At 42.1% G+C, this 14,775-nt stretch carries 10 protein-coding genes; 4 read left to right on the top strand and 6 right to left on the bottom strand.

Going from position 1 to position 14,775, the window contains the following annotated elements; genetic code table 11:
* Position 1: 1 nt before the first annotated feature.
* From hflD to MHO82_RS03575, 3 genes are all read left to right on the top strand, one after another.
* Positions 2–619: a high frequency lysogenization protein HflD gene (hflD, locus tag MHO82_RS03585; RefSeq protein WP_239182477.1), complete on the top strand. Its 618-nt coding sequence runs from the start codon at positions 2–4 to the stop codon at positions 617–619.
* A gap of 25 nt (positions 620–644) precedes the next feature.
* A complete protein-coding gene (purB, locus tag MHO82_RS03580; RefSeq protein WP_239182476.1) occupies positions 645–2,015 on the top strand; it encodes an adenylosuccinate lyase in 1,371 nt (456 codons plus the stop codon).
* Between the two features lie 119 nt (positions 2,016–2,134).
* The gene (locus MHO82_RS03575; protein WP_239182475.1) at positions 2,135–3,283 is read left to right on the top strand and encodes a cupin domain-containing protein; all 1,149 of its coding nucleotides are present in this window, start codon (positions 2,135–2,137) and stop codon (positions 3,281–3,283) included.
* A gap of 72 nt (positions 3,284–3,355) precedes the next feature.
* Here the strand turns inward: MHO82_RS03575 and MHO82_RS03570 are convergent, their stop codons facing one another.
* From MHO82_RS03570 to MHO82_RS03545, 6 genes are all read right to left on the bottom strand, one after another.
* A complete protein-coding gene (locus tag MHO82_RS03570) occupies positions 3,356–5,494 on the bottom strand; it encodes a methyl-accepting chemotaxis protein (protein WP_239182474.1) in 2,139 nt (712 codons plus the stop codon).
* Positions 5,495–5,742: 248 nt separating this feature from the next.
* Positions 5,743–6,732 (bottom strand): murein tripeptide/oligopeptide ABC transporter ATP binding protein OppF, encoded by a 990-nt coding sequence (gene oppF / locus MHO82_RS03565; protein WP_275440487.1) that lies wholly within the window; start codon positions 6,730–6,732, stop codon positions 5,743–5,745.
* Positions 6,732–7,697 (bottom strand): ABC transporter ATP-binding protein, encoded by a 966-nt coding sequence (locus MHO82_RS03560; RefSeq protein ID WP_239182697.1) that lies wholly within the window; start codon positions 7,695–7,697, stop codon positions 6,732–6,734. Before MHO82_RS03560 ends, oppF begins: the two co-directional genes overlap by 1 nt.
* 23 nt (positions 7,698–7,720) lie before the next feature.
* Positions 7,721–8,623, bottom strand: coding sequence for an oligopeptide ABC transporter permease OppC (gene oppC / locus MHO82_RS03555; RefSeq protein ID WP_239182472.1), 903 nt, complete (start codon positions 8,621–8,623; stop codon positions 7,721–7,723).
* Positions 8,624–8,641: 18 nt separating this feature from the next.
* Positions 8,642–9,562 carry an oligopeptide ABC transporter permease OppB gene (oppB, locus tag MHO82_RS03550; protein ID WP_239182471.1) on the bottom strand — a complete coding sequence of 307 codons (921 nt, stop codon included), beginning with the start codon at positions 9,560–9,562 and terminating at the stop codon, positions 8,642–8,644.
* 104 nt (positions 9,563–9,666) lie between these two features.
* A complete protein-coding gene (locus tag MHO82_RS03545; protein WP_239182470.1) occupies positions 9,667–11,298 on the bottom strand; it encodes an ABC transporter substrate-binding protein in 1,632 nt (543 codons plus the stop codon).
* A gap of 884 nt (positions 11,299–12,182) precedes the next feature.
* On the opposite strand from MHO82_RS03545, the gene MHO82_RS03540 reads away from it, so the two are divergent.
* On the top strand, positions 12,183–14,705 hold the full coding sequence (locus tag MHO82_RS03540; protein ID WP_239182469.1) for a glycosyl hydrolase family 18 protein: 2,523 nt from the start codon (positions 12,183–12,185) through the stop codon (positions 14,703–14,705).
* Positions 14,706–14,775 lie beyond the last annotated feature (70 nt).

Here is a 14,775-nt window from a genome sequence, read left to right as displayed (position 1 = left end):
CGTGGCTAATACTTTGTTTGACCGAACTGTCGCCTTTGCTGGCTTATGCCAAGCGGCAACATTAGTACAGCAAGTTGCCCGAGATGGTCGCTGCGATCAAGATGCACTAGAAACCTCTTTACGCGCGATTCTTGCCACTAATCCAGACAGTACTGCTGCTGTATTTAATGGCGAGGAAAATTTACGAGTTGGTCTGGAATGTTTGGTCAAAGATTTCGACAACTCACCATCAGGTAGTGAATTAACTCGCTACCTGATCAGCTTAATGGCCTTAGAACGCAAATTAAGTGCTCGTAGAGATAGTATGTCACAACTGGGCGATCGTATTCAGACCACTGATCGCCAGTTAATGCACTTTGATTTGCACGATGAACAAATGCTGAGCAACATTGCCAGCATCTACTTAGACGTGGTCAGCCCATTAGGCCCACGAATTCAAGTATCAGGCACCCCTGCTGTCTTACAACAACCAACAAACCAGCATAAAGTAAGAGCTTTATTACTCTCTGGTATCCGCTGCGCTGTATTGTGGCGACAGGTTGGTGGTAAGCGACGTCATCTTATTTTTGGCCGTAAACAGATGGTTGATCAGGCCAAAATCATTCTAGCTAGAATCTAAACACTCACAATTCAGGAGAGACGAAATGGAACTGTCAGCTTTGACTGCTGTTTCCCCGGTCGATGGCCGTTACGGAAGTAAAACGATTGCGTTACGTAGTATTTTTAGTGAGTATGGTCTCCTAAAGTACCGTACAATCGTGGAAATTCGTTGGTTACAGAAGCTTGCAGCCACAGATGCGATTGCAGAGGTACCTGCATTCAGCGCCGAAGCAAATCAATTTCTTGATAAAATTGCTGCTGAGTTCAATGAAGAAGATGCACAACGCATCAAAACCATTGAGCGTACAACTAACCATGATGTAAAAGCAGTTGAGTATTTTCTAAAAGAAAAAGTTGCTGAAGTTCCTGAATTACACGCAGTAAATGAATTCATTCACTTTGCATGTACTTCAGAAGACATCAACAACACTTCTCACGCATTAATGCTAAAAGAAGCGCGTGATACGGTTATTCTGCCAGAAATCCGCAACGTAATTGATGCGATTAAAGGGCTAGCAGAAGAATACCGCGATATCCCTCTACTATCTCGTACGCACGGCCAACCTGCTTCTCCATCTACTATGGGTAAAGAAATGGCGAACGTTGCTTACCGTATGGAACGTCAATACAAGCAAATCGCTAACGTTGAGATCTTAGGTAAAATCAACGGTGCTGTAGGTAACTACAACGCTCACCTATCGGCTTACCCAGAAGTAGACTGGCATCAATTCAGTGAAGAGTTCATCACCGAGTCTCTAGGTGTTACATGGAACCCTTACACAACGCAAATTGAACCACACGATTACATTGCAGAGCTATTTGATGCAATCGCACGTTTCAACACAATCTTAATTGACTTTGACCGTGATGTTTGGGGTTACATTGCCCTAGGTCACTTCAAGCAAAAAACCATTGCTGGTGAGATCGGCTCGTCAACCATGCCGCATAAAGTTAACCCAATTGATTTTGAAAACTCAGAAGGTAACTTGGGCCTAGCAAATGCTGTACTTGGCCACTTAGCGCAGAAACTACCAGTATCTCGCTGGCAACGTGACTTAACTGATTCAACGGTTCTTCGTAACCTAGGTGTTGGTTGTGGCTATGCCATCATTGCTTACACGTCAACGCTAAAAGGCATCAGCAAGTTAGAAGTAAACCAAGCTGCACTAGAAGCAGAACTAGACAAAAACTGGGAAGTACTGGCTGAACCTGTGCAAACAGTAATGCGTCGCTACGGCATCGAAAAGCCATATGAGAAGCTGAAAGAGCTAACTCGTGGTAAACGTGTAGATGGTGAAGGTATGCGTGAATTCATCGACGGCCTAGAACTGCCAGAACATGAAAAAACACGTATGAAAGAGATGACACCAGCAAATTACATCGGTGATGCTGTTAAGCTAACTGATAAGCTGTAATCTTACGCAAACTTCATAATTAAGGTTGGTCACTTGGCCAACCTTTCTTTTATTCTCAATTCTTCAGCCAGTCTGTTAAAATTACCAACACTTATATCAAGACTTAGGCTTCATCTCTCATGTACCAACTCTCTTTTTCCCTTGAAGAATTCCTTTCTGAATATTGGCAAAAAAAGCCAACAATCATTAAAGGTGGCTTTAAAGACTTCCAAGATCCACTCACACCTGATGAACTAGCGGGACTAGCAATGGAAGAAGAAATTGATTCTCGTTTTGTGTCTAATCTCGATGATAATTGGGAGGCCAAACATGGCCCGTTTGATGAATCTCTGTTTAATGATTTACCAGAAACGAATTGGTCTATTATCGTTCAGGCCGTAAACCACTGGCACCCAACGGCAGCCAAACTTGTTTCTCCATTCCGCCAACTTCCAAATTGGCTCATTGATGACTTAATGATCAGCTATTCAGTCCCTAACGGTGGCGTAGGTCCACACATCGATCAATATGATGTATTCATTACTCAAGGGATTGGTAAGCGCCACTGGCGTGTTGGTGCCAAAGATGAAGGACAATACGAAGAAACTTGCCGTCACTCAGTGCTAAGACAAATCACAGGCTTTGAACCGATCATTGATGACGTTTTAGAGCCGGGAGATATTTTATATATACCACCAGGCTTCCCGCATGATGGTTATGCCTTAGAGCCATCAATGAGCTACTCTGTTGGCTTCCGCTCTCCTAAAGAACAAGAACTACTCAGTGGTTTTGCCGACTTTATCATTGCCAATGATCAAGGGGATGAGCACTACCACAACCCAGAGTTAAAAACACAAACTAATGCAGGAGCTATCCAAGCATCAGATCTTACTATGCTCTCTGAAATGCTTTCCAAAGCCTTAGAAGATAAAAACAGCATCAAAGACTTCATGGGTGAATACCTAAGTCAATCACGTCATGAGCTAGATATTATCGCCGCAGAACCACCTTGGCAGAACAGTGAAGTATACGACTTCTTAGCCAGCGGTGAGACATTAAGCCGATTAGGCGGTTTACGTGCTTTTTACCACCCAGATCAAGCGAATATTGTTTATATCAACGGTGAAAAATACCAACTGCCACCTGAACTGGCACCAGCAGCAAAAGCATTGTGTGATAATGAGTTAATCAACCAAGAGTTACTTGAAACACACCTAGACAATCCCGCCTTTATTGCCATGCTAACCCAATTGGCTAATCAAGGCTTATGGTTCCCTGCAGACGAATAACACAAATCAGATATAAAAAAGCCGCTATTGTCATAAAACATAGCGGCTTATTAATGACTTATTAGAAGTCAGTTATACCTTAAACTGCCCCACCAAACTTTGCTGCCTGGATGAAAGGTCCGAAATATCTTGCCCTACACGTTCAGAAGCTGCTGCCTGATCTAAGATCTGCTGGCTCAAATCACGTATATTCGACACATTACAGTTAACTTCAGTTGATACTGACTGTTGCTCTTCTGCAGCACGAACAATTTGGCTATTCATATCTTGTATCGCAGCAACCGATTCAGAAATATCCCCTAAACGATCCACTGCACGTTTCACTTGCTCAGCCGTTTCTACCGCTAAATGATTACCTTCAGAAATGGCCGTTACTACGCTTCGCGTTCCAGCTTGTAGTTGCTCAATAACTTGACGAATTTCACCAATAGAATCGTTAGTTCGGCTAGCAAGTTGTCTTACTTCATCAGCAACCACAGCAAAGCCACGGCCTTGTTCACCAGCTCGTGCCGCTTCAATGGCTGCATTTAATGCTAATAAATTCGTTTGTTCTGAGATGCCTTCAATAACCGATAAAATATCATTAATGTTAACGCTGTTTTTCTCAAGTTCCGTCGCAACAGGCACTGCTAAAGCCATACGCTCAACAAGCTCTTGCATAGATTGTGCAGATGCTTCAACCACTGATTGACCAGACTTCGCGGACTCATCAGCTTCACCAGCCGCTTTTACAGCCATATCGGCATTATCCACCACTAAAGATGCGGTTTGAGTCATCTCTTCGGACGCAGTAGCCACCATATCAATTTCACGGAACTGAGCCTCACTGCCACTTCGAGACGTTGTGGCAATGTTGGTTGCTTCTGTTGAAGTATTTCCCATTTCATCGGTAGTGTCGATAACCTGCTTAATGGTCGATTGAAGCTTATCTAAGAAGCGGTTAAACCACGTTGCAAGCTGACCGATTTCATCATCCGACTTTACATCTAAGCGTTGTGTTAAATCCCCCTCTCCTGTTGCAATGTCTTGTAAACGACGGACAACTTCACGAATTGGAGTCACTAATTTAAACGACGCCAGCCAGATAATTAATAAACCAAGGGTCGTGAATACGACACCAGTAATCATCTGGGTACTGATGGATGTTTCCACTTGCTCTTCAATAAGGGTGTTTAAAGAAGTGGCATCACTCAAAATACTCTCACGTGGCATTTTCATCACCACTCCCCAATAACTGCCACTTAGCTCAATCGGAGTAAATACATAGAGCCATTTTCCATCATCACTCCATCTTGCTTGTTTTTTACCCTGACTTATCCATGACGTTAACTGAGCTGGCATACCATCTTGCGTAGACACAACTGACCCCAATCGAGCTGGCGTCGAATCCCAGGCAACTAATCCACGATTCGCACTCACTACACTCACAGAGCCAGCGCCATGAAACAAAGCTTGATCGGCAACTTGAACGTACTCTTGCAGCGCATCAACTTTAAGGTCGATCCCCATCACACCGATTACCTTCCCTTCTTTCACTAAAGGAACCGTAATTGAGCTGATAAGATTAACTTTGCTCTGATTATCAAACTTATAGGGGTTTAATACACACATACGATTATTGTTCAAACTGCATGTATACCATGCGTTTGCTGCATCACCGCTGCTGGCAATACTAGAGTCTGCTATTTCAGCCTCTGTGATCACCTTAAGTACAGCTTCTTTAGAGCTATCTAATTTCGACCAATATGGTGCAAAACGTCCTTTACCATTTGAACTCACGTAATCGGCATCATGATAATTGCTGTCTTCTCCATCCAGTAACTCTGGTTTAAAAATCACAAAAGCACCGTAAATATTTTCGAAGCGCTCCACAGAACGACGAAGCAATTCACTAATAGACCCACGTAATTCAGAACTGTTGGTGTAATTTTCTTCTGCATTTTGTTGGATAAATAGGATGCTTTCCGCCAACATTTCAGCACGATAGCTCGCTTCATCTAAATACTGTTGTACCACCCTTGCTTGAGCACTGGCTTCACTCAGTAATAGCTGTTGAGATTTATTGGAAACAAAATCTGCACTCTGTTCTTGAATCACAACTTGATTTGAAATGGAGGAATAAAGAGAAAAGCCAATCAGAGAAATAGCAGTTAAAAGAAGGCAGGAGCCTGCAATAAGAGTAATTTTCCATTGAACTGATAACGATCGCATGTCTGACATCCTTGTGCTCTGCGTTAATTACATACACTATCCATCTCATAGCGCACGCATAAAACTGGTTTAATAGCGCTCACATCCATAAGCTAGTCAATTGATTTAATAAGAAAAAGGCAATTAACAAAGCGATAGTAACTTTGTTGACTGCCTTTTACAAAAGCTCGACTTATTAATTTGACAACAACCCAAAAAAAGCGCGGTAGGAAAATGTTTACCGCGCTTAGGCCTTGTCACAGGCTGAATTAATTCACCAATAAGCAAGAAACAGAATGAACGTCATCCCCTTTCAAACCAGGTTTTGTTTGGCTACATTCTGCCGTTGCCACTGGGCAACGAGTTCGGAATACGCAACCTGATGGTGGGCTAATTGGCGACGGTAAATCACCTTCTAACATTTGCACCGATTTTCCTCTTTCGATCTTAGGATCTGGAATAGGAACGGCAGACATCAGCGCCTTCGTGTATGGGTGTTGAGGATCAGCAAATAAAGCCTCCGACTCCCCAAGCTCAACAGCGTTACCTAAATACATAACTAGAACGCGATCTGAAATGTGCTTAACAACTGACAAGTCATGTGCAATAAAGACTAAACTTAAGCCTAATTCTTTTTGCAGCTCTTTCAGCAGATTAACTACCTGAGCCTGAATCGATACATCCAGAGCAGAGACTGGTTCATCACAAATGATCATCTTAGGCTTTAAAATCAATGCACGAGCAATACCAATACGCTGACACTGGCCACCAGAAAATTCATGTGGGTAACGGTTAATTACGTTAGGCAATAAACCTACCTTATCCATCATGTATTTAACTTGGCTTTTTACTTCTTCCTTAGATAAATCAGGATAAAAAGTTCGTAGTGGCTCAGCAATAATATCGCCAACAGTCATACGCGGGTTAAGCGATGCCAAAGGATCTTGGAAAATCATTTGGATTTCTTTACGCTTTTCACGCATCGCTTCATGCTCAAGCTTAGTCAAATCTTGACCAAGCCAAACAACATTACCTTCCGTAGCTTCAACTAAACCAATGATGGCACGAGCAAAAGTTGATTTACCACAACCCGACTCACCAACAACACCTAATGTTTCGCCTTCATACAAACGAACATTTACGCCATCAACCGCTTTTAAATTTGCAGGTTTTGCCCATGGCCAAGCCGATTTAGAAGCAATGCTGAAGTGCACTTTTAAATCGTTAATATCAAGTAATAATTTCTTTTCTGTATCCATTACCAAGCCTTCCAATCAGAGAAACACGCGCGAGAACGACCTTCATCAAATGGTGTCAATATAGGTGCTTCTTTTCTACATTGATCCGACACACGGTGGCAGCGCTCTTGATAAGGGCAACCAACAGGAAGACGAAGTAAGTTAGGCGGATTGCCCGGAATCGTCGGTAGGATCTCACCTTCCGTATCCAGACGTGGAATCGCTTTTAGCAAACCTTCTGCGTATGGGTGACTTGGGTTATAGAAAATATCATTTACTGTACCGTACTCCATTGTACGACCAGCGTACATAACAAGTACTTTGTCACAACTACCTGCCACAACCCCAAGATCATGGGTAATCATGATAATTGCTGTATTGAATTCGTCTTTTAGCTCATTCAATAGATCCATGATCTGAGCCTGAATCGTTACGTCTAACGCTGTTGTTGGCTCATCAGCAATAAGCAGTTTAGGGCGACACAACAGTGCCATTGCAATCATTACACGCTGGCGCATACCACCAGAGAATTCATGCGGGTACATCGAAATACGTTTACGTGCTTCTGGGATTTTTACCGCTTCAAGCATGCGAACAGATTCTTCAAATGCTTCTGCTTTACCCATGCCTTTATGAAGCATCAATACTTCCATTAACTGATCACTCACCTTCATGTATGGGTTAAGTGACGTCATTGGATCTTGGAAGATCATGGCAATTTGTTCAGCACGCACTTTATTCAGCGATTTTTCAGGAAGGTTAAGGATTTCGTTTCCTTCAAACTTAGCACTGCCTGAAATAATACCATTTTTTGCTAATAGGCCCATCAGTGCGAATACAGTCTGGGATTTACCAGAGCCGGATTCACCAACAATACCTAGTGTCTCACCTTGCTTTAGTGAGAAGTTTAAATCGTTTACTGCGGTGACAATACCGTCTTGGGTAGTGAATTCTACGCGCAGATCTTTGACATCTAATAAGCTCATCATTGCTTCCTTTATCTTTATTCTTATCTGTCTTTTGGATCTAGCGCATCACGCAAACCATCACCAACATAGTTAAAGCAGAATAATGTCACGACCATAAATGCAGCAGGGAAACCAAGTTGCCAAATTGCCACTTCCATTGTTTGTGAACCTTCTTGAAGTAGCGCACCCCAACTTGTCATTGGTTCCTGTACACCTAAGCCCAAGAAGCTAAGGAAAGACTCTGTAAGAATCATGCTTGGTACAAGTAGTGTTGAGTAAACCGCTACAATACCTAATACGTTCGGTACAATATGACGTGTAATGATTTTCCATTTGCTCACACCACATACATGGGCAGCTTCAATGAATTCCTTACTACGTAAGCTTAGTGTCTGACCACGAACAATACGAGCCATATCAAGCCATGCAATAGCACCAATCGCAACAAAGATCAGAATGATATTACGGCCGAAGAATGTTACTAGTACGATCACTAGGAACATGAACGGGATCGCGTAAAGGATCTCAAGAACACGCATCATTGCACGATCAGTTTTACCACCGATAAAGCCTGATGCCGCACCATAAAGAGTACCAATAAGAACCGCTACTAGTGCACCCATAACACCAACCATCAGTGATATACGACCACCGATAAGAGTACGAACAAACAGGTCACGGCCTAAACTATCAGTACCAAATAAGTGTTCTGCTGATGGCGCGGCATGCAAGGCATACCAATCCGTATCGTCATAAGCGTATTGACTGAACATCGGCACAAAAATAACGGCCAATGTGATTAAAAACAGTAGGAATAAGCTCACCATCGCCGCTTTATTACGCATAAAACGTACACGAGCATCCTGCCAAAGACTGCGACCTTCGATCTCTAAGTTTTCAGAGAACTTCTCAATCGCTTCTAAATTTTCTTTTTTCGTTAACATAGAATCCGTTCCTCTTCCCTAGTAGCGAATTTTCGGGTCGATATAAGCCAGTAAAATATCAACAATTGCGTTGAATAGAATGAATAAGAAACCAATTAAAATGGTCACACCCATTACTAGCGAGTAGTCACGGTTAAAAGCTGCGTTAACAAATAGCTTACCAATGCCTGGCAGGCCAAAAATAGTTTCGATAACAACAGAACCTGTAATGATACCTACGAATGCAGGGCCCATATAAGAAACAACAGGCAACATTGCTGGCTTAAGAGCATGTTTTACAACAATGTATTTGTAGCTTAAACCTTTCGCACGTGCCGTACGAATGAAGTTACTGTTTAGTGTTTCAATCATGCTACCACGAGTAATACGTGCAAAAGTGGCAACGTAAAGAAGAGACATACCTAAAATAGGCAGTAGCATGTATTGCAGTGAACCGTCATTCCAACCACCTGCTGGCAACCAACCAAGGTTGATAGAGAAAACGTAGATAAGAGCTGGAGCCAAAACAAATGACGGCATGACCACCCCGAGCATGGCGGTAGACATGATAATGTAATCAAACCAGGTATTTTGCCGCAGTGCCGCAATGGTGCCGATAAAGACCCCTAATACCACAGTGAAAATAAAAGCAAGGAAACCGATTTTTGCAGAAACAGGCAATGCGTCTGCAACAAGCTCATTTACGGTGAAATCCTTATATTTGAATGAAGGACCAAAATCACCCTGAATGATGTTGGTTAAATAAGTGGTGTATTGCTCAAATACAGGTTTATCAAGCCCATATTTCGCATTGATGTTCGCCATGACTTCTGGCGGTAATGGACGCTCACTTGAGAACGGGTTACCTGGTGCGAAACGCATCAGGAAGAATGATATTGTAATCAGCACCAACATGGTTGGAATTGCTTCAAATATCCGTTTTGCGATGAATTTAAACATAAACTCACTCTTCCAATCTGTGACAATTTAAATGTAAGTAAACACTACATGCAGGAGTTCTGCATGTAGCGCTTTGGTATTTATATTTATTTCTTGCTGATTATTTACTCAGCTTTGATATAAAGATCTTTTGAGAAGATTTTATCTTCAGCGTTGTTGACTGGGAAGCCACCAACATGAGGGTTCACTAGGCGAGCCTTAACATACTGATAGATAGGTGCAATAGGCATATCTTTCGCTAGCAGTTGCTCTGCTTTGATATATAATGCTTGACGCTCTTCTTCACTTGTAGATTTAAGCGCTTGATTCATTACCTTATCGTACTCTGAGCTATGGTACTTAGGATCATTTGAACTATTATTACTTTGCATTAATGATAAGAAGCTAGATGCTTCATTGTAATCACCACACCAACCAGCACGAGTTACATCAAAGTTACCTTGGCGACGAGTATCTAGGTATGTTTTCCACTCTTGATTTTCTAGCGCAACTTTAACACCTAGAGACTTCTTCCACATAGAACCGATCGCTACAGCAATTTTCTTGTGGTTTTCACTTGTGTTGTAAAGAAGTGTGAATTCTAGAGGGTTTGAAGAATTGTAGCCTGCCTCTTCAAGAAGACGTTTTGCTTCTGCATTACGCTCTTTTTGAGATAACTTACCGTAAGCTGGTAGCTCAGGGTTAAACGCAGCTGTGATCTCAGGTGTTAAGAAATAAGCTGGCTTCTGGCCTTGACCAAGTAGTGCTTTAGTAATGATGTCACGATCGATTGTATAAGACAGTGCTTGACGTACTCGTGGATCATCAAATGGTGGTTTCTTGTTATTGAAACCATAGTAATAAGAACACAAGTTACCTTGAATAGAAACAGATTCAGCATGTTGCTTCTTCAGGCGCTTAAAGTGCTCATTTGGTAATTCATTTGTAAAGTCAATTTCACCAGAAAGGAAACGGTTCATTTCCGCAACTTGGTTTTCAATTGGTAGGTACGTAACTTTGTTTAGGACGGTAGCTTCGTTATCCCAATATTTTTCATTACGCTTCAGAACAATACGCTCGTTCACTACCCAAGAGTCGATAAGGAATGCACCATTACCTACGAAGTTTTCTGGTTTCGTCCACTGGTCGCCAAACTTCTCAACAGTACCTTTATGAACTGGTTTAACTGTTGTGTGGCCCATCATCATTACGAAATATGGAACTGCACCTTCAAGTTCGATCACTAGAGTGTGATCATCTAACGCTTTAACACCTAACGTTTCTTTGTCTTTCTTACCTGCAATGATATCTGCAGCATTAACCATAGTGGTCATTTCAAGATACCAAGAGTATGGAGAGGCAGTTGCAGGATCAACAGCACGCTTGAAGCTGTATACGAAGTCTTCAGCCGTTACAGGATCGCCGTTAGACCATTTAGCATCTTTACGAAGGTGGAAGGTAAAAGTTTTGTTGTCTGCTGTTTCCCAGCTTTCAGCCACACCAGGGATGGTGTTGCCGTCGGCGTCTTGGTTCACTAGGCCTTCTAGGAGATCTCGAATTACGTGAGATTCTGGGGTGCCTTCTGTTTTATGCGGATCAAGAGAAGCAACTTCAGTACCGTTACCACGAACTAATTCTTGTTTATCCGCAAGTTTAACACCAGCAGGAACATCAGCAGCAGCAGCAGTAAATGATGTTGCGGCTACAGTAAGACCAGCGCCAAGTAGTAGCGCTTGGGTGATTTTATTCTTATACATGCATTAACTCCAATACATTTATTTGCATCCATGACGTCTTCCACGGGCAGGAACGGTATGCCACTTGTTATACACATTCAATCCGGAACTGCATAACATCAATGAAAGATTGACCAGAACACTATCAGGCATTGAAGTAATTTGCCACAAAATAGTCACAAAATACGCAATAATTTTTAATAAACCCCACCAAACCGATACAAAATATCGCTAATACCTTTTGAAATGGTTTATTTGCTTAATTAGCACTCAGTAAGTAGCAATAATCGCCAAATCGACCAATTAAAATACAAAAAGGAGCATCTTGTTCTGAATTTAAATAACTAACATAACATTTAGTCTATATTTATCACTCAAACCAGATTTATTCAGGCAAGCTTTAATTTACAATTATGTGATTTTTCTCGATCAAATTTAATAGGTATCAATTTTTGATTCTTACCATAACAAAAAAATGAACTTCGATATTTTGCATTAAAAACGGTCAAAAATAGCCAAAAATACACCATCGATTCCTCACTTTTAACGCTTAAAAAACACAAAGAAAAGATGAGCTTCATTCAGTAATTGTGATTTTATAAAACTAACCTTAATTAATTAATTTCGATCCATAGTGATTTTTTTTGTAACGAATTAACCCCCTATTTCAATTTCCTTTTAGCTGGATTCAAAAGCATGAAATTCCATTTTGCACAATTATGAATTACAGCAAACACTGAGCTTGTACCTCATTTTATTTGAAATAAATAAATTGCAACCCTACAACTTACTGCAATTTTTCACTACAAATGAAGTTCACTCTCGGCTCTACATGTAGATGCCATTACAAGCCAATTCATTTACCACTATTTGTGTAAATGCATTTATCAAGGAATGAGAGAAATATGAAAGGCACATCTTTAAACCTCTGTGCTACAGCTGTCGCACTTGCTCTTGCTAGTCCAGCTTTCGCAGCCGCTCCTGGAGCTCCACAAATTCAATGGATGGACACTGACTTCGCAATCGTTGAGGTTAACCAAGCGGCTTCTGCTTACAAAGATCTAGTAACAGTAAAACCAGCGGCAGAAGTTCCTGTTGCATGGGATCGTTGGTCTGGTGAACCAGGTGAAAAGTGGAAAGTATTGCTCAATGGTCAAGTAGCATTTGAACAAGCTATTGCACCTTCTGCATCACAAAAAGCATCTGCAATTGTAAATGTAGCGAAAGGTGGCCAATACGCTTTAACAGTTCAACTATGTAATGGAACTGGTGCTGCTGAGCAATGTACTGAAAGTGCTCCTAAAAACATTGTTGTCGCTGACACGGATGGCAGCCACTTAGATCCACTGCCTATGAACGTAGATCCAAACAACAATACCTACGTTACACCGCCAAATACTGTGGTAGGTAGTTACTTTGTTGAATGGGGTGTTTACGGTCGTAAGTTCCCAGTAGATAAAGTGCCTGCACAAAACTTAACTCACATTCTTTATGGTTTTGTTCCTATTTGTGGACCAAATGATTCATTAGGTGAAATAGAAAACGGCAATAGCCTTGCTGCACTTAAGCGAGCTTGTGCTGGCACACCTGATTATGAAGTAGTCATCCATGACCCATGGGCAGCTGTTCAAATGCCACATCCACAATCTGGCCACGCTCACAGTACCCCATATAAAGGTACATACGGTCAGATGATGGCACTAAAACAACGCTACCCTGATCTAAAAATTGTTCCTTCTATCGGTGGTTGGACATTATCAGACCCATTCTATGACTTTGTTGATAAGTCAAAACGTGACATCTTTGTTGCTTCAACTAAGAAATTCTTACAAACATGGAAGTTCTTTGATGGTGTAGACATCGACTGGGAATTCCCTGGTGGTGATGGTGCTCACCCAACAAAAGGGGATCCAGTTAAAGACGGCCCTGCTTATGTTGCTCTAATGCAAGAATTGCGTGCAATGTTAGATGAGCTAGAAGCAGAAACAGGCCGTCAGTACGAGCTGACTTCTGCAATCGGTGCAGGCTACGATAAGATCCAAGATGTTGATTACGCAGCTGCGTCTCAGTACATGGATTACATCTTTGCCATGACATACGACTTCTATGGTGGCTGGAGTAATGAAGTAGGTCATCAAACGGCACTACATTGTGGCTCTCACCTGTCTCAAGGCGCATGTGATGGTACTGGCGTAGATGACAAAGGTGAGCCGCGTAAAGGCCCTGCTTATACAACCAGTAACGCTATCGATCTTCTTCTTGCTCAAGGTGTTGATCCTAAGAAACTTGTTGTTGGCGCTGCAATGTACGGTCGTGGCTGGACAGGCGTAACACGTGAAAGCATGACAGATCCAACTAACCCAATGACAGGTGTAGGTAACGGAAAAGTTGCAGGTTCTTGGGAACCAGGAGTTATCGACTATAAAGATGTCGTCACCAAATACATCAACAACAGCGCTGTTGAAAAAGGTTACGATGAAGTTGCAGAAGCACCGTACGTTTACGATCCAGCAACGGGTGATCTAGTCACTTATGATGATCGTCGCTCTGTACTTGCTAAAGGCGCTTATGTTCGTCAAATGGGCTTAGCTGGCTTATTCTCTTGGGAAATTGACTCAGATAACGGCGATATCCTAAATGCAATGCAAGACAGCTTAGCAACAACAACGCCTCCTCAAAATATGGATCCAGTAGCAAAAGCGGGCGTTGATCAAGTCGTAACAGCTCCTGCAGTTGTCACTCTAGATGCATCTGCATCAAAAGATCATGATGGCACAATTGCTAGCTATGCTTGGACACAAGTTTCAGGCCCTGCGGTAACCATCAGCAATGCAAATGCAGTGCAAGCTACTGTTAACTTAGGTGAAGTTGCCACGACAACTGTTTACCAGTTCTCCGTAACAGTCACTGATAACAAAGGTGCGAAAAGCTCTGACGTTGTTCAAGTAACAGCTAAAGCTGCTGGTACTGAGCCAAACAATGCGCCAGTAGCTAACCTAGTTGCTCCAGCAACAGCAAACGCAGGTGATGTAGTTGTAGTTGATGCCTCTTCATCGACAGATAAAGATGGTGACACACTTACTTATGATTGGACTGTTCCTGCGGGCGTTAATGCTACAGTTCAAGGTTCAAAAGTAACATTTACTGCTGCGGAATACACAGCTGATACTAACCTAGTATTTGCAGTTTCTGTGAGTGACGGAAAAGCAGCTTCAAGTGCATCTGCAACAGTTACCGTTAAAAAATCTGGTGGAACTACACCAGTATGTGACAACTTATGGGATACATCAGTTGCCTATAACGGTGGTGAACAAGTTTCTTGGGCTGGTAAAGTCTGGGAAGCGAAATGGTGGACTCAAGGTGATAACCCAGCAGAGTCTGGTCCTTGGGGAGTATGGAAAGAAGTAGGTGTTTCTAGCTGTAAATAATACCTATTGATATAACATAAAGGGCATCATAGCGATGCCCTTTTGCTTAAATGCGGTATTCTATATACTG

This window comes from Vibrio sp. Of7-15 (genome assembly GCF_022347565.1).
Taxonomy (GTDB): Bacteria; Pseudomonadota; Gammaproteobacteria; order Enterobacterales; family Vibrionaceae; genus NORP241.
Note: the sequence above shows the minus strand (reverse complement) of the source record. Positions and strands in the feature narration are given on the sequence as shown.